Below are 16257 nucleotides of genomic sequence, written 5' to 3'. Positions count from 1 at the left end.
TAGAGATCACTCCCATGCTCAGATGGTGCTCGCGTTCGATTTTCCTGCAAGTCGTGATTGGCCTGATGCTCGGCATCGCCTGCGGCCTTGCCCTTCCCGAATTCTCCTCGCAACTCAAACCCCTGGGTGACGGCTTTATCAAGCTGATCAAGATGCTGATCGGCCTGATCGTGTTCTGCGTGGTGGTCAGCGGTATCTCCGGCGCCGGTGACTTGAAGAAAGTCGGGCGCATCGGCCTCAAGTCGGTGATCTACTTTGAAGTGCTGACCACGGTTGCCCTGGTGATCGGCCTGGTCATGGCCTTCAGCACCGGCATCGGCACCGGAGCCAATATCCACCTGGAACAGCTCTCCTCCGCGGGCCTGCATGAACTGGCCGACAAGGGCCAGCACATCAAGGGCACCAGCCAGTTCCTGATGGACCTGATCCCCAACTCGGTGATTGGCGCCTTTGCCGATAACAATGTGCTGCAAGTGCTGCTGTTTTCGGTGTTGTTCGGCAGCGCGTTGAACCTGGTGGGCGAAGCGGCTTCCGGTATCACTCGGCTGATCAATGAACTGAGCCACGTGATTTTCCGCATCATGGGCATGATCGTGCGCCTGGCGCCGATCGGCGTGTTTGGCGCGATCGCCTTCACCACCAGCACCTACGGGCTGGACTCCCTGCAACACCTGGGCAGCCTGGTGGGCCTGTTCTACCTGACCTGCTTTGCGTTTGTCGCGCTGATCCTCGGCCTGGTGATGCGCCTGTCGGGCCTGCGCATGTTGCCGTTGCTCAAGTACCTGCGTGAAGAGCTGCTGATCGTGATGGGCACCGCCTCCTCCGATGCGGTGCTGCCGCAGGTCATGCGCAAACTCGAACACCTGGGCATTGGCAGCTCCACCGTGGGCCTGGTGATTCCGACCGGGTATTCGTTCAACCTCGACGGTTTCTCGATCTACCTGACCCTGGCCATCGTGTTTATCGCCAACGCCACCGGCACGCCACTGTCGATGACCGACCTGCTGACGATCTTGCTGGTGTCGCTGATCACCTCCAAGGGCGCCCATGGGATTCCCGGCTCGGCGCTGGTGATTCTGGCGGCCACCCTTACGGCCATCCCGGCGATTCCGGTGGTCGGCCTGGTGCTGGTATTGGCGGTGGATTGGTTCATGGGCATCGGCCGTGCGTTAACCAACCTGATCGGCAACTGCGTCGCCACCGTGGCCATCGCCCGCTGGGAAAAAGACATCGACATCCAGCGCGCCAACAAAGTGCTGGACGGCCAGCAGGGTTATGCCTTCCAGACTAAAAAGCCGGTAGTGCCAGCGCATCAGGAATTCTAGAACGCTAACGCCTTCCACTGTAGGAGCGAGCTTGCTCGCGAAGATCGTCAACGATAACGCGGGCATTCTGGATGCACGCGGTGACTTGAAGTTTTTCGCGAGCAAGCTCGCTCCTACAGTGCAGGGATTATTCATTTTTAAGGAGCGCACGACGTGATCAGCACCTCAACCGTCGTCAATTCAGTCGTAGAAAAACTCCGCGCCGCCTTGGCGCGGGGTCAGTGGCGCCGGGGCGAAATGTTGCCCGGCCAGCGTGAACTGGCCGAACAGATGGGCATCAGCCGCCCCAGCCTGCGCGAGGCCGTGATTGTGCTGGAAACCCTCGGCCTGGTGCGTTCCATGCCCGGCAAAGGCGTGGTCGTGCTGGAAACCAGCATCAGCGAACCGCAATCGAGCGACGCTGTGGCCGACGCCAGCCTGGAAGACATCCTGCAACTGCGCTACACCCTCGAACCTTTCATCGTCGGCCTGGTGGCCCAGTCCATCAGCAGCAAGGAAGTCGGCCAACTGCGCCTGACCCTGATGGACATGCGCGAAGCCCTCGACGCCGGGGATGCCGAAGCCGGCATGAACGCCTACCTCGATTTTCACGAAGAACTGTTTGCGCTCACCTCCAACCCGATCTTCCAGAACGTGGTGCAACAAACCAGCAACGCCCTCAAGCAAAGCGCCCAGGTGCTGCGCAATTCCCCCGAGCACCTGGCCGAACGCCTTCAGGAAAACGAAGCCGTAGTACGCGCCATCCGCAACAAGAACAGCGCCCTGGCCAGTGCCGAAATGCGCCGGCACATCCTCCAGGAAGGCCTGCGCATGGGCATTCGCTTGAACATCCCGGACGACCATCTGGGCAGTTGATTTTTTTGGAGACCGGCCATGACCGCCCACGCCTTGCAACGTGCCCCCCTTGTCACTGCCCTGCCCAGCATGCGCCTGGTGGGCGCTAAAAAAACCTCGGTGGATGACATCTACCCACGGCTGTTCGACGCCATCCTCGAACAACGCATCGCCCCCTCCAGCCGCTTTACCGAAGAGGGCCTGGGCGAAACCTTTGGCGTCAGCCGCAGTGTGATTCGTCGCGTGCTGGCCAAGCTTTCCCATCAACAAGTGATCATCCTGCGCCCCAACCAACGCGCCCAGGTGGCGGCGCCGGACGCGCAGCAAACACGGCAGATCCTGGAAGCGCGGCGACTGACCGAAATCACCGTGGTGCAACTGGCCTGCGCCCAAGCCACGCCGATGCAAATCCGGCAGTTGCGCGAATTGATCGCACGCGAGCGTGACGGCATCGAACGGGACCTGCGTGGGCCGGCGATTCGCTTGTCGGGGGAGTTTCACCTGAATTTGGCGGCCATTGCCGGGAATGGGCCACTGGCGCAGTTTCTCAACAGCCTGGTGCCGTTGACGTCGCTGATCATTGCCCAGTACGAAACGAAAGCCTGCACGTATTGCGCGTGGCAGGAGCATGAGGCGATTGTGGATGCGGTGGAGCAACGCGACTCAAGCACCGCAGTGGCCCTGATGACCCAGCACCTGGATCACCTAGAAGCCAAGTTGCTGAAACACCATTAATCTCCAGATAAAACGAGATCAAAATGTGGGAGGGGGCTTGCCCCCGATAGCGGTGGGCCAGTCATGAAGAGGCTGGCTGACACTCTGCTATCGGGGGCAAGCCCCCTCCCACAGTTTTTGGGGTGTTTGATAAAGGGCATTCCAACAAAAAGCCCCTGCATCTCACAATGCAGGGGCTTTTGTTTCAGGCGCTAAATCAAGCCGGTTGCAGCACCGACTGACCACTCAACGCCAGGTCCAGCAACTCACGGTTGGCCACCGCATACATGGCGTAGTCCGTGCCGACCGCAGCACGGATTTCCACCATCATGGCGCGCCAGCGATCAGCCATGTCCTGGTGCTGCTCAAGCCACAGGGCCACGCGGGCTTCCATGTCTTGTGGCGCGTCGGCCATTTGCAGTACCGAGATGGTGATCGCCCGCTGCTGCCAGTCCACGTCGTCGCGGAACGCTTCGCGAGCCTGGGCCTGCCAGTTGTTGGCCACCGGCAGATCGCTGATCTGCTGCAGGTACCACGGCAAGTCCAAGGCGCTGCCGACAGCGAAGTAGGCCTTGGCCACTTCGGCGGCGTCATGCCCGGTAACGTCGGCGGCTTCGATGATCGGCAGCAAGGTGTACAGGTGAGTCGTGCCTGCAACCATGCGCGCCAACAATTCCGGCACGCCGGCTTCGGTGTAGGCCTGGTAGCGGGTCTGCCAACCTTCACGGGTCGGGCCTTCCAGCAGTTCGTCGAGCTTGAGGCCCAGCGCGGCCAGGTGCGGACCGAAGTGTGCGGTATCGCGGCCAGCATCCTGTTCGTTGCGACGGCTGCGCAGGAACCAGCGCGTCGCGCGGCGGCCCAGGCGCATCAGTTCGTCCATCAGCTCCAGTTGCACGTCGGCGGAGACCTGGTGGTCCAGGGCTTCGATCTGACGGAACCAGTGCGGGAGATGGAAGATGTCCCGCACGATCACATAGGCCCCCGCCACGTTCGCCGGGCTCATGCCGGTCGACTCTTTGAGGCGTTGAACGAAGGTGATGCCCATGTGGTTGACCAGGTCGTTGGCGATCTGGGTGCTGACGATCTCACGCTTGAGGCGGTGGCGACGCATCGCTTCACCGAACTTGGCGACCAGGCTCGGTGGGAACGCGGTCTCCATGTCACGGGTCAGGTACTCGTCATCCGGCACCAGCGACTTGAGCAGTGCTTCCTTGAGGTCGATCTTGCTGTACGAGATCAACACCGACAGCTCCGGACGGGTCAGGCCCTTGCCGGCGGAAGCGCGCTCGGTGAGCTGTTCCTCGGTCGGCAGGTACTCGATGGCGCGGTCCAGCTTGCCACGGCTTTCCAGGTCGCTCATCAGGCGCTTGTACTCGGCGGCACGCTCGTAGGCACGGCGCGCGGCCAGGGACAGGGCCTGGGTCTGCTTGTAGTTGTTGCCCAACACCAGGCTGCCGACTTCGTCGGTCATGCTCGCCAGCAACTGGTTGCGTTGCTTGTCGGTCATGTCGCCGGCCTGCACCACTTCGTTGAGCAGGATCTTGATGTTCACTTCGTGGTCGGAGCAGTCCACACCACCGGCGTTGTCGATGAAGTCGGTGTTGGAGCCGCCGCCATTGAGGCCGAACTCCACACGACCCAGTTGGGTCATGCCGAGGTTACCGCCCTCGCCCACCACCTTGCAGCGCAGCTCGTTGCCGTTGACGCGCAGCGCATCGTTGGCCTTGTCGCCCACATCGGCATGGCTTTCGGTGCTGGCCTTGACGTAAGTGCCGATACCACCGTTCCACAACAGGTCCACCGGCGCCTTGAGCAAGGCGTTGAGCAGTTCGGTCGGGGTCAGCTTGTCGGCCTGGATGTCGAAGCGTTCTTTCATCTGGGGCGAGATGGCAATGCTCTTCGCGCTGCGCGAGAAGATACCGCCGCCTTCGGACATGATGCTGGTGTCGTAGTCGCTCCACGCCGAACGCGGCAGCTCGAACATGCGCTGGCGTTCGACAAAGCTGGTGGCCGGGTTCGGGTTTGGATCGATGAAGATATGCAGGTGGTTGAAGGCCGCGACCAGTTGCAGCTTGTCGGACATCAACAGGCCGTTACCGAATACGTCACCGGCCATGTCGCCGATGCCCACCACGGTGATGCTGTCTTCCTGCACATTGATGCCGCGCTCACGGAAGTGACGCTGCACGCCGACCCACGCGCCCTTGGCGGTGATCCCCATTTTCTTGTGGTCGTAACCGGCCGAGCCACCGGAGGCGAACGCATCGCCCAGCCAGAAGCCGTAGTCGATAGCGATGCCGTTGGCGATGTCGGAGAAGGTCGCAGTGCCCTTGTCCGCCGCGACCACCAGGTACGGGTCATCGCCGTCATGCCGCACCACGTTGGCCGGCGGCACCAGGGCGCCGTCCTTCAGGTTATCGGTGATGTCCAGCAGCCCGGAGATGAAGATGCGGTAGCAGGCAATGCCTTCGGCCGCGATCTCGTCACGGGAGCCGCCCAATGGCAGGCGACGCGGCAGGAAACCGCCCTTGGCGCCCACCGGCACGATCACCGAGTTCTTCACTTGCTGGGCTTTTACCAGGCCGAGCACTTCGGTACGGAAGTCTTCTTCACGATCGGACCAGCGCAGGCCGCCACGGGCAACGTTGCCAAAGCGCAGGTGCACGCCTTCGACCCGTGGCGAGTAGACGAAGATTTCAAACTTCGGCACCGGCTTGGGCAGCTCGGGAATCGCGCGCGGGTCGAACTTGAAGCTGAAGTACGACTTGTTCTGGCCGTTGGCGTCGGTCTGGTAGAAGTTGGTGCGCAGGGTGGCCTTGATCAGGTCCAGGTAGCGACGCAGGATGCGGTCTTCGTTGAGCACCTGGACGTCGTCCAGGGCCGTGAGGATCGCCTGCTCCAGACGTTGCTGCTTGTCTTCCAGGTCGTCGGCGTTGAGCTTGCGCGCCAGGTAGAAGCGGGTCTTGAACAACCGGGTCAACTCGCGGGCGATGTCGGTGTGGTTGTTCAGGGTACTGGCGATGTAGCCCAGGTCGAAGCCCAGGCGAATCTGCTTGAGGTAACGGGCATAGGCACGCAGCAGCGCGACGTCACGCCATGGCAGGCCAGCGGTGAGCACCAGGCGGTTGAACGCATCGTTCTCGGCATCGCCATGCACGATATGCACGAACGCGTCCTGCAGGGTGTCGTTGAGCTGCTGGATGTCCAGGTTCACGCCTTCGGCGGCGATGAACGCAAAATCGTGGATCCAGAACTCGCGGCCATTGGCATGGCGCAGGCGATACGGGAATTCACCCAGCACGCGCAGGCCCAGGTTTTCCAGGATCGGCAGGACGTCGGACAGGGCCAGCGGGGTATCCGCGTGGTAGAGCTTGCAATGCAGCTCGCGCTGGCCGGACACCTGGCCCAACGGCTGGTAGAAACTCATCACCAGCGGGTTGCCTTCGGTGAGGCTGAGCAGGTGCTGCATGTCGACCACGGCCGAATGCGCCGCGAAACGCTCGCGGTAACCGGCCGGGAAGCCTTTCGGGAAGTCGGCCAGCACGTTGGTGCCGTGGGCTTCGCCGAAGCTTTCCACGACCAGGCTGGAGTAGTCGTCCTGCCAGCTGCGGCAGGCCTGCACCACTTCTTTTTCCAGTTGCAGCGGGTCGATGTCCAGGCGGTTCTTCGGGTCGACCCGCAGAATCAGTTGTACACGGGCCAACACGGATTCGGAGAAGAAGGTCCAGAATTCGCAGTCCGAGGCTTTCAGGCGATCCATCAGCACTTGCTGGATCTTCTGGCGCACTTCGGTGGAATAGATGTCGCGTGGCACATAGGCCAGGCAGTAGCAGAAACGACCGTACGGGTCTTTGCGCAGGAACACGCGGATCTTGTTGCGCTCCTGGATCTGCACGATCGACATCACGGTGCTGAACAGCTCGTCGACCGGGGTCTGGAACAGGTCGTCACGGGGCAATACTTCAACGACCTGGGCCAGCTCCTTGCCCAGGTGCGCCTTGGCCTGGAAGCCCGAACGGCGTTCGATTTCCGCGACCTTGCGACGGATATAAGGGATCACCCGCACGCTTTCGCCATACACCGACGAGGTGTACAGGCCCATGAAGCGGCATTCCTTGACGACCTTGCCGTCGGCATCGATCTGGCGGATCGACACGTAGTCCGGGTACGCCGGGCGGTGTACGCGGCTCGGGTGCGCGGCCTTGGCGAACGACAGCACGGTCGGCTCGCGCAGGTAGGACACGGCGTAGTCTTCGATGCGCAGGTCGTCGGCGGTCAGGCCGGCGCGCAGCAGCTTGGTCAGGCCGAGGAACGAGCTGGCGTCATATTCGATATGACCGCCATCCGCCTCGTCACGTACCACGAATTCCTCATAGCCCAGGAACGTGAAGTGGTTGCCCACCAGCCATTCCAGGAAGTTCTTGATCTCGGCCTTTTCTTCGCCGTCGATACCGAACGGGCTGGCGTCGATGCTTTCCAGCAGCTGCTGGACCTTGGCCTTCATCGGCTCGAAATCGGCCACGGCCACGCGCACTTCGCCCAATACCTGCTCCAGCTCTTTGCTCAGCACGTTGAGTTCGGCGGCGTTGGCGCAGCGGTCGATTTCCAGGTACATCAGCGATTCTTGCTGGATGCCTTCGCCCTGGGTGCCTTTAGGCAGGATTTCCAGCAATTCGCCCTTGCTGCCACGGCGTACGCTGAGCACGGTGGTTTGCAGGGTGTGAATACTGTAGCCACGGCGGTTCAGCTCGGTGCGTACCGAGTCCACCAGAAATGGCAGGTCATGGTGCAGCACTTCGACCGCAGTGTGGGTCGACTGCCAGCCATGACGTTCATAATCGGGGTTATAGACCCGCACTTGCGATTCAGTGTGATCAAAGCGCTCAAGCAGGCGCCAGGCAGACAGGGTGCAACCGGCCAGGTCGGAAAGGCGACGCTGGGTCAGTTCGTCCAGGGAAATAATGCCGAAGAATTGCTCAGCGAACAGCGCCACTTGTGGCAGTGCCTGTTCACTGATGTGCTGCGCCAGTGCCGCTTGCAGTTGATGCTGGAAGTCGGCCTTGCTGGCTGCGGTGAAGAACGCCATCTGTGGTACTCCGCTTGGGCTTGTTATTGATGGAAGCGTCGCGTGTTATCCCCTTGCGGGGAGACCGTCAGCTCTGTTCGCAGGTAACGAGTTAAGCACCTTAAACGAATCAGGGTGACAGGTGGGTGAAGCTGGACAAGACAGTCAGGTCACATACAACGTCCATTGAACGTACACCTTGCCGGGCGACGGTACGACGGGCAGGTCAGGCTCCCGGCACAGGGCACATCCGTTGCGCAGCTTAACGAGTGTAGGAAGACCGCTGCTTGCGGTGCTGCGACATATTCGGTCATCGGTAAGCAAGCTTGCGGTTGCGACTTGGACAACCCGGATTTTCCCGCAGAAAAACCGGCTGTTTTCGCCGCAGCGAGTACCAGAAATGACCGATCTTGCCCATCAGGTCATGCACTGGGTCTGACACAGGATGCAGCACAAAATTCGCCGCAATGGCACAATTGTCCACGCAACACCCTCCCCCACACAGGATTCCCCATGCTGCAGCTGAAAACCGACGCATTGATGGCCACCCCGTGCGACGACGAAGAAGACAACATGGCCATGCTCTGCTGCCACGGCAAAAACGGCGAGATGTTCATGTTGACCCGGTATCCGGATGAAAACGAAGTCGAGCTGACCTGGGATTACGAGCCGTCGACCCTGGACGGCCTCAAGGTCACCCTGAGTGATACCACGCTGCAGGTAGAACTCGCCGCAGGCGACGCCGACGCCCTGGGCGGCAAGGACCACCTGGCAATCACCCATGCCACAGCCGCCTCGGACTTGGCCGAAGTCGAGCAAACCCTGCAAAACATCCTCAAAGGCACCGGCACTTTCATCCGGATTTAAGCTGCACCATCGATCAAATGTGGGAGGGGGCCTACCCCCGATAGCATCGGGTCAGTTAATACATCTGTGACTGACGCGCCGCCATCGGGGTGTAGCCCCCTCCCACATTGACTGTGTTCCCACACAAAAACCCTACAAGTTTTTCTGAAAATACCCGTGACGCCGTTAGTCGCCACCCCCTTCGATGCATTAAAGTAAGCCTCCCAAGCCTGGCGCTCGCGCTCGACCACCAGGCTCATCTCTCCAGGAACCGTCATCGATGGAACATCGTGAAGCGCTGCTTGCGCTGCGAACCTTTCTTTCTACGCAGATTCTCGGCCAGGAAAAACTCATCGATCGCCTGCTCATCGCCCTGCTCGCCGACGGCCACATGCTGGTGGAAGGCGCGCCGGGCCTGGCCAAGACCAAGGCGATCAAAGAGCTGGCCGAAGGCATCGAAGCGCAGTTCCATCGCATCCAGTTCACTCCCGACCTGTTGCCGGCCGATATCACCGGCACCGAGATCTATCGCCCGGAAACCGGCAGCTTCGTGTTCCAACAGGGGCCGATCTTCCACAACCTGGTGCTGGCCGACGAAATCAACCGTGCCCCGGCCAAGGTGCAATCCGCCTTGCTGGAGGCCATGGCCGAGCGCCAGGTCAGTGTCGGGCGCAGCACCTATGAGTTGTCGCCGCTGTTTCTGGTGATGGCCACGCAGAACCCCATCGAGCAGGAAGGCACCTACCCGTTGCCCGAAGCCCAGCTCGACCGTTTCCTGATGCATGTCAAGATCGGCTTCCCGGACGCCGCCGTGGAGCGGCGCATCCTGCAACAGGCGCGGGGCGAAGCGCTCAACGGCGAAACCAAGCCTGAACGCCGCGTCAGCCAGCAGGCGATCTTTGCCGCGCGCAAGGAAATCCTCGGCCTGTACATGGCCGATGCGGTGGAGGAATACCTGGTGCAGTTGGTCATGGCCACGCGCACCCCGGCCAAGTTCGACCCGGAGATGGCCGAATGGATCGCCTACGGCGCCAGCCCGCGCGGCTCCATCGCCCTCGACCGCTGCGCCCGTGCCCATGCCTGGCTGGCCGGGCGTGACTTTGTCAGCCCGGAGGATATCCAGGCGGTGCTGTTCGACGTGCTGCGCCACCGCATCATCCTGTCCTTCGAAGCCGAAGCCGCCGGGATCGACCAGGACCGCGTGGTACAACGCATTCTCGACGTCGTTGCCGTCGCTTGAAGTCGATGAACGCCAGCGATGGAATCCGCGTCACCCTCAGCGAATTGATTGAGATGCGCCACCGCGTGCGCGAAGTGCAGCTGTTTTCCACGCCGAGCCAGCGCAGCCCGCTGATTGGCCTGCACCACTCCAAGCTGCGCGGGCGCGGCGTCGACTTCGACCAGGTGCGCGTGTACCAGGCCGGGGACGACGTGCGCACCATCGACTGGCGTGTGACCGCGCGCACCCAGGAACCGCATACCAAGCTGTTCCACGAAGAACGCGAACGCCCGATCTTTATCATGGTGGAGCAAAGCTGCCGGCTGTTTTTCGGTTCGGGGCAGATGTTCAAGTCGGTGCTGGCGGCCCAGGCCGCCAGCCTGATCGGCTGGGCAGCCCTGGGGCATAACGACCGCGTCGGCGGGCTGGTGTTCGGTGACAACGAGCACTACGAAATCAAACCCCGGCGCAGCAAGCAAAGCCTGCTGCAATTGCTCAACCGCCTGGTGCGGGTCAACCAGAGCCTCAACACCGAGAGCCGCCCCGAAGCCGACGCCCTGGGCATGGCCCTGCGCCGTGGGCGTGAAGTCCTGCGCCCGGGCAGCCTGGTGATCGTGATCTGTGATGAACGCGCCCTCACCGAAGGTGCAGAACAACAACTGAGCCTGCTGTCACGCCATTGCGACTTGCTGCTGATGCCGATCTCCGACCCGCTGGACCATGCCCTGCCCGCCGCCGGGCTGCTGCGTTTCGCGCAAAGAGGCGCACAGTTGGAACTGGACACATTGAATTTCGACTTGCGCCAAGCCTACAAGGCCCAGGCCGAAGCGCGCATCGCCCGCTGGGAATTGCTCGCGCAGAAACTGCGAATACTGTTGATGCCGTTGAGCACCCAGAGTGAAATGGTCGAGCAACTGCGCGAATACCTCAACCCGCAACGCCCGGTTAAAAAGCAATGAGCAGCCTCGACCAACTGCAACCTTTGATCGCCCCGCCGAGCATTGGCTTCTGGCCACCCGCGCCCGGCTGGTGGCTGTTGCTGCTGATCATCCCGCTGCTGGGCTGGGGCCTGTGGTCGTTGCGCCGCTTTGTGCCCGCGCGGCGCCCCTTGGCTCGCGCCGAACAACCGCTCGACCCGCTGCGCATCGCGGCCCTGGCGGAACTCGCCCTGATGCCCAAACCCTATGACGGCGCCCCCGCCGGCGCCTGGCTGCAGCAGCTCAATGGCCTGCTCAAGCGCTTGTGCCGCAACGACTATCCCTACAGCCAGAGCCACACCCTCAACGGCCGCAAATGGCTGGCGTTCCTCGATAACCGCTGCCCCGCCGCCGGCCTCACGCGCTGGATGGTGCTGGTGGAAGGCGCCTATAAACCCGAATGCAAACTCGATGACAAAGCCATCGCGGGCCTGACCCAAGCCGTCGACACCTGGATTCGCAAACATGTTTGAGTTCGCCTGGCCGTGGATCTTCGCCCTGTTGCCATTGCCCTGGGTGATGCGGCTTATATTGCCGGCGGCCGACAGCGGCGAGCCGGCGTTGAAAGTCAGCTACCTCAGCGACCTCGAAGGCCTCGCCCGCCGCCGCGCGCGGGTCAACCTGCCCGGCTGGCGCCAGCAGGCCCCGTTCGTGCTGCTGTGGCTGCTGCTGCTGACGGCCGCCGCCCGGCCCGAGTGGCTCGGCGAACCGCTGCCGATTGCCGCCAGTGGCCGCGATCTACTGGTGGCGGTGGACGTGTCCGGTTCCATGGACTTTCCCGACATGCACTGGCAGGACGAGGACGTCAGCCGCCTGAGCCTGGTCCAGCACCTGCTCGGCGACTTCCTAGAAGCGCGCGAAGGTGACCGCGTGGGCCTGATCCTGTTCGGCAGCCAAGCCTACCTGCAAGCGCCGCTGACCTTCGACCGCCGCACCGTACGCACCTGGCTGGATGAAGCGCGCATCGGCATCGCCGGCAAGAACACCGCCATCGGCGACGCCATCGGCCTGGCCCTGAAACGCCTGCGCCAGCGTCCGGCGCAAAGCCGCGTGCTGATCCTGGTCACCGACGGCGCCAACAATGCCGGGCAGATCGACCCGCTGACCGCCGCGCGCCTGGCGGCTGAGGAAGGCGTGAAGATCTACCCCATCGGCATCGGTGCCGACCCCGAACAAACCGGCTCCCTGGGGATCCTGGGCGTCAACCCGAGCCTGGACCTCGACGAACCGGCGCTCAAGGCAATCGCCGAGGCCACCGGCGGGCGCTACTTCCGCGCGCGCGACGGCGAGGAACTGCAAGCGATCAAGGACACCCTCGATCAACTCGAACCGGTCGAGCAACAACCCACCCAGGCCCGCCCCGCCCAGGCGCTCTACAGCGCCCCCCTGGCATTGGCGCTGATCCTCAGCCTGTTGCTGGTGATCCAGGAACGCTGGCCCAACAACGCCTTGCAACGCTTGTTCAACAAACTCTCCACCAAGGGCCATTTCCTGCAACAGCACCCTGAATGGCGCCAGCGCCTGAACCGCCTGCGTTTGCGGAGGCGTCGATGATCGACTTGTGGCCGCACTGGTTCCGTCCCTGGTGGCTGTTGCTGCTGCCGCTGCTCGGCTGGTTGCTGTGGCAACTGTGGCATCGGCAAAAACGCGCCGGGCGCTGGCAGATGATCCTGCCACCGGCCTTCCACGCCGTGCTGCTCAGCGGCGGCAACGGGCGCGAAAGCAAATCGCCCTGGGTGATCCTCGGCATCGCCTGGCTGCTCGCGCTTCTCGCCTTGCTCGGCCCCAGCTGGCAACGGGTGGAACAAACCAGTCAGAAACCGTCCGACCCGCTGGTGGTGCTGCTGGAACTGACCCCGGAGATGCTCGCCACCGACAGCCCGCCCAGCCGCCTGGAACAGGCTCGGCGCAAACTGTATGACTTGTTGCAGGCGCGCAGCGACGCGCAAACCGCCATCGTCGTGTATGCCGGCAGTGCGCACATACTGGTGCCGCTGTCGGACGACCTGGCCACCAGCCGCAACCTGCTCGAAGCCCTGCGCCCCTCGCTGATGCCCGAGCCCGGCCATCGCGCCGACCTGGCCGTGGACAAAGCCCTGGGCCTGCTCAAGCAAGGCGGTCTCGGCCAGGGGCGCCTGTTGCTGATTGGCTCCTCGCTGTCCAAACAGGAACGCCAGGGCATTCGCTTGCTGCTGCAAGGCAGCCAGGCGCCCAGCCTGTCGATCCTCGGCGTTGGCAGCCGCGAAGGCACGCCGGTGACCCAGGAAAGCGGCGAGTTCCTCAAGGACGAACAGGGCGCGATCCTGGTGCCGCGCCTCGACAGCCCGACGCTCAAGGCGTTCGCCAGCGAGATGGGCGGCCGTTACCGCGCCGCGCGCCTGGACGACAAGGACCTGCGCCAACTTGGCGTACTCGACACGCCCCAAGCCCTGCGCAACGACGGCCAACTGCTGCACCTCGACACCTGGGCCGACCAGGGCTACTGGCTGCTTCTGCCGCTGTTGCTGCTGGCCGCCTGCGCCGGGCGCCGGGGCTGGCTGTTCTGCCTGCCGTTGCTGCTGTTGGGCGCGCCGCAGCCCAGCTACGCGTTCGAATTCCAGGACCTCTGGCTGCGCCCTGACCAGCAAGGCCAGTACCTGCTGAAGAAAAAGCACCCCGCCGAAGCCGCCGAGCGTTTCGAAGACCCACAATGGCAAGGCGTGGCGCTGTACGAGGCCGGTAACTACGCCGAGGCCATCAAGCGTTTCGCCGAGGGCAGCGACGCCTATTCCCACTACAATCGCGGCAATGCCCTGGCCAAGTCCGGCGAACTGGAAGCGGCTATCGACGCCTATGAACAGGCGCTGGAAGCCCAGCCCGACCTGCAACCGGCCCTGAAGAACAAAGCCCTGGTGGAGAGCCTGATCCAGCAACAGGCCCAGCCCGAGCCGACTCAGCCGGCAAAAAACGAGGATGACGAAACCACCCAACCCGGCCAAACTGCGCAACCGGGCGCCACTGGGCAAAGTGCCACAGGAGGCGAGGAGTCATCCCCTGCCCAGGGTGAAACCGGCACCCATGATACCCAGGCCGGCGCCACGCCGCAGGCCGGTGGCAATGACGTGCCGGGCAGCGAGCTGGGGGATGAGCAGACCACCACCCCGCCCTTGCGCCCCACGGACACCAGCCTTGACGGTGAACGCCGCCAGGCCCTGGAACAATGGCTGCAGGAGATCCCGGACAACCCCGGCGAACTGCTGCGGCGCAAATTCTGGTACGAACAGCAACAGCATCAGGACAAGACTCGATGAGCCGCCGCACCACCCTTCTGCTTCTGCTCGCGTTATCGGCAGGCCACGCCCAGGCGGCGAGCCTGGTCGCCAGCGTCGACCGCAGCCGCCTCAACTCCGGGGAAACGGTAGAACTGACGGTGGAATCCAGCGACGTCACCCAGTTCGGCAAGCCGGACCTGTCCCCCCTGGATGCGCAGTTCGAAGTCAGCGGCACCCGGCAGATCAACCAGCTCACCACCTTGGGTGGCGACAATCACGCCACCACGCGCTGGATCATTACCCTGCTGCCCAAGGAAAACGGCAACGTGGTGATTCCACCGTTGCAAGTGGGTGAATACAAGACCCAGCCCATTACCCTGCAAGTCGTGGAAACCAGCAGCCAGGACACCAATGCCGAACTCGCGCCGGTCTTTGTCGAAGCCAACCTCGACCAGTCCACCGTGTACGTCCAGGCCCAGGCCCTGTTAACACTGCGCGTCTACCACTCGGTGTCGCTGTACGACGACAGCAGCCTCACGCCGTTGCAGATCCCCGATGCGCGCATCGAGCAACTGGGCGAGTCACGCACCTACGAAAAGGTCATCAACAGCATTCGCCACGGTGTGATCGAAACCCGCTATGCCATCTACCCGCAGCATAGCGGCAACCTGGCGATACCCACGCAGACCTTCAGCGCCACGTTGGTGGAGTCGCGTCCACAGCAAGAGAACAGCTTGCAAGGCACCAAGCCCGGCAAGCTGATTCACGTCAGCTCCGCGCCGCTGCAACTGACGGTCAAGCCGAAGCCGGAACTCTACCCGGCCGACGCCCCCTGGTTACCGGCACGCAGCCTGACCTTGAGCGAAAACTGGAACCCCGAGCCGACCCACGTGCAGGTCGGCGACTCCCTGACCCGCAGCCTCACGCTCAAGGCCGAAGGCTTGTCCAGCGCGCAGCTGCCGGCCCTGCCCAGCACCGACATCAACGGCCTGCGCCGCTACCCGGACCAACCGGTGCTCGCCAACCAGAACAACGACCGCGGCCTGATCGGCAGCCGCGAAGACCGCGAAGCGCTGGTGCCCACCCACGTCGGCGCCCTTGAGCTGCCACCGGTGGAAGTGGTGTGGTGGAACACCCACGAAGATCACCTGGAACGCACCAGCCTGCCGGCCCGCACCCTGCAAGTCGCGAACAACCCGAGCCTGGTGGTGGACACCCCCGCCACCCCCACCATCATCACCGCCCCCGACGATAGCCGCCTGTGGCTGTGGCAACTGAGCACCTTGATCCTGGCTTGCACCACCCTGCTCGGCTTCGGCCTGTGGTGGCGGGCACGCTGGCAGCCGGCCGTATTGCGCGCCGCCCAGACCGGCCCGAGCCCGCGCACCCTGCTCGACGACCTCAAGCGCGCCGCCCAGGCCAACGACCCCCAGGCCACCCGCCAGGCGCTGGATGCGTGGGCGCGGCAACAGCCGGAAACCCTGGCCGACATGGCGGCGCGGTTCGTGCCGCTGTCGGATGCGCTGGATGGGTTGAACGGCGCGCTCTACAGCGAGAGCGGTCACTATTGGGTCGGCGAAGACCTGTGGCGTGCGGTGAAAGCCATCCCGATGGCCGAGCGTGAGCAGGACCCCGCGACGGATACCACCAGCTTGCCGCCGCTGTATCCCAAATAAGCCCCGCTGCATCCCTGACACTCCACAAATCAAAATATGGGAGGGGCCGTGCGACGATTCGACTTGCCCCTGATTGCGATGGGTTGGCTCGACGCTGAACGCCCGGCAGACAGGGCTGCTGTGGCGAGCAGGCTTGCCCTGCGTTGGGCTGCGAAGCGGCCCCAAAACCAGCCACTGAGGCGCGCCTGACACAGCGCAGGTGTCTTTGTCAGGGGCCGCTTCGCGGCCCAACGCAGGGCAAGCCTGCTCGCCACGGCTGCCCGCTTGTCACAACTGCCTGATTGCCAAAGGGGGGTTATGCGTCGTCTGAAGCAGCGTGTTCGCAATACAGGTAAACTCCCCTCCTTTTC

At 63.2% G+C, this 16257-nt stretch carries 11 protein-coding genes and 1 pseudogene; 11 read left to right on the top strand and 1 reads right to left on the bottom strand.

Annotated elements, in window-relative coordinates; translation table 11 throughout:
* Nucleotides 1-14 precede the first annotated feature (14 nt).
* The 4 genes and pseudogenes from AC1Q6I_RS11680 (at nucleotide 15) to AC1Q6I_RS11665 (ending at nucleotide 2894) form a co-directional block, all read left to right on the top strand.
* Complete coding sequence (locus AC1Q6I_RS11680) at nucleotides 15-1325, top strand: C4-dicarboxylate transporter DctA (protein ID WP_102624352.1); 1311 nt, start codon at nucleotides 15-17, stop codon at nucleotides 1323-1325.
* 31 nt (nucleotides 1326-1356) lie between these two features.
* A pseudogene (locus AC1Q6I_RS11675) lies at nucleotides 1357-1446 on the top strand (outer membrane lipoprotein carrier protein LolA); the annotation flags it as partial.
* 32 nt (nucleotides 1447-1478) lie between these two features.
* Nucleotides 1479-2180 carry a FadR/GntR family transcriptional regulator gene (locus AC1Q6I_RS11670; protein ID WP_024075905.1) on the top strand — a complete coding sequence of 234 codons (702 nt, stop codon included), beginning with the start codon at nucleotides 1479-1481 and terminating at the stop codon, nucleotides 2178-2180.
* Nucleotides 2181-2198: 18 nt separating this feature from the next.
* Complete coding sequence (locus tag AC1Q6I_RS11665; RefSeq protein WP_069076312.1) at nucleotides 2199-2894, top strand: GntR family transcriptional regulator; 696 nt, start codon at nucleotides 2199-2201, stop codon at nucleotides 2892-2894.
* 196 nt (nucleotides 2895-3090) lie between these two features.
* On the opposite strand, the gene AC1Q6I_RS11660 is transcribed toward AC1Q6I_RS11665, so the two are convergent.
* A complete protein-coding gene (locus AC1Q6I_RS11660; RefSeq protein WP_102624353.1) occupies nucleotides 3091-7959 on the bottom strand; it encodes an NAD-glutamate dehydrogenase in 4869 nt (1622 codons plus the stop codon).
* Nucleotides 7960-8451: 492 nt separating this feature from the next.
* Between AC1Q6I_RS11660 and AC1Q6I_RS11655 the strand changes: the two genes are divergently transcribed.
* From AC1Q6I_RS11655 to AC1Q6I_RS11625, 7 genes are all read left to right on the top strand, one after another.
* Nucleotides 8452-8805, top strand: a complete 354-nt coding sequence (locus AC1Q6I_RS11655) for a hypothetical protein (RefSeq protein ID WP_024075908.1) — start codon at nucleotides 8452-8454, stop codon at nucleotides 8803-8805.
* Between the two features lie 259 nt (nucleotides 8806-9064).
* Nucleotides 9065-10024 (top strand): AAA family ATPase, encoded by a 960-nt coding sequence (locus tag AC1Q6I_RS11650; protein ID WP_017739127.1) that lies wholly within the window; start codon nucleotides 9065-9067, stop codon nucleotides 10022-10024.
* Nucleotides 10025-10029: 5 nt separating this feature from the next.
* Complete coding sequence (locus AC1Q6I_RS11645) at nucleotides 10030-10962, top strand: DUF58 domain-containing protein (RefSeq protein WP_024075909.1); 933 nt, start codon at nucleotides 10030-10032, stop codon at nucleotides 10960-10962.
* On the top strand, nucleotides 10959-11453 hold the full coding sequence (locus tag AC1Q6I_RS11640; protein WP_024075910.1) for a DUF4381 domain-containing protein: 495 nt from the start codon (nucleotides 10959-10961) through the stop codon (nucleotides 11451-11453). The genes AC1Q6I_RS11645 and AC1Q6I_RS11640 overlap by 4 nt, the downstream gene beginning before the upstream one ends.
* Nucleotides 11446-12534, top strand: a complete 1089-nt coding sequence (locus tag AC1Q6I_RS11635) for a vWA domain-containing protein (protein WP_069076314.1) — start codon at nucleotides 11446-11448, stop codon at nucleotides 12532-12534. Before AC1Q6I_RS11640 ends, AC1Q6I_RS11635 begins: the two co-directional genes overlap by 8 nt.
* Nucleotides 12531-14270: a tetratricopeptide repeat protein gene (locus AC1Q6I_RS11630; protein WP_024075912.1), complete on the top strand. Its 1740-nt coding sequence runs from the start codon at nucleotides 12531-12533 to the stop codon at nucleotides 14268-14270. Before AC1Q6I_RS11635 ends, AC1Q6I_RS11630 begins: the two co-directional genes overlap by 4 nt.
* Nucleotides 14267-15907: a BatD family protein gene (locus tag AC1Q6I_RS11625; protein ID WP_024075913.1), complete on the top strand. Its 1641-nt coding sequence runs from the start codon at nucleotides 14267-14269 to the stop codon at nucleotides 15905-15907. The genes AC1Q6I_RS11630 and AC1Q6I_RS11625 overlap by 4 nt, the downstream gene beginning before the upstream one ends.
* Nucleotides 15908-16257: the final 350 nt, after the last annotated feature.

The sequence above is a fragment of the Pseudomonas sp. MPR-R2A5 genome (assembly GCF_058793055.1).
This window is presented reverse-complemented; position numbering and strand designations above follow the sequence as displayed.

What these genes read in the sequence shown, in the direction of transcription:
- AC1Q6I_RS11680 (WP_102624352.1), top strand. Translation starts at nt 15, where the DNA reads ATGCTCAGATGGTGCTCGCGTTCGATTTTCCTGCAAGTCGTGATTGGC.
- AC1Q6I_RS11635 (WP_069076314.1), top strand. Translation starts at nt 11,446, where the DNA reads ATGTTTGAGTTCGCCTGGCCGTGGATCTTCGCCCTGTTGCCATTGCCC.
- AC1Q6I_RS11650 (WP_017739127.1), top strand. Translation starts at nt 9,065, where the DNA reads ATGGAACATCGTGAAGCGCTGCTTGCGCTGCGAACCTTTCTTTCTACG.
- AC1Q6I_RS11630 (WP_024075912.1), top strand. Translation starts at nt 12,531, where the DNA reads ATGATCGACTTGTGGCCGCACTGGTTCCGTCCCTGGTGGCTGTTGCTG.
- AC1Q6I_RS11655 (WP_024075908.1), top strand. Translation starts at nt 8,452, where the DNA reads ATGCTGCAGCTGAAAACCGACGCATTGATGGCCACCCCGTGCGACGAC.
- AC1Q6I_RS11640 (WP_024075910.1), top strand. Translation starts at nt 10,959, where the DNA reads ATGAGCAGCCTCGACCAACTGCAACCTTTGATCGCCCCGCCGAGCATT.
- AC1Q6I_RS11625 (WP_024075913.1), top strand. Translation starts at nt 14,267, where the DNA reads ATGAGCCGCCGCACCACCCTTCTGCTTCTGCTCGCGTTATCGGCAGGC.
- AC1Q6I_RS11645 (WP_024075909.1), top strand. Translation starts at nt 10,030, where the DNA reads ATGAACGCCAGCGATGGAATCCGCGTCACCCTCAGCGAATTGATTGAG.
- AC1Q6I_RS11660 (WP_102624353.1), bottom strand. Translation starts at nt 7,959, where the DNA reads ATGGCGTTCTTCACCGCAGCCAGCAAGGCCGACTTCCAGCATCAACTG.
- AC1Q6I_RS11665 (WP_069076312.1), top strand. Translation starts at nt 2,199, where the DNA reads ATGACCGCCCACGCCTTGCAACGTGCCCCCCTTGTCACTGCCCTGCCC.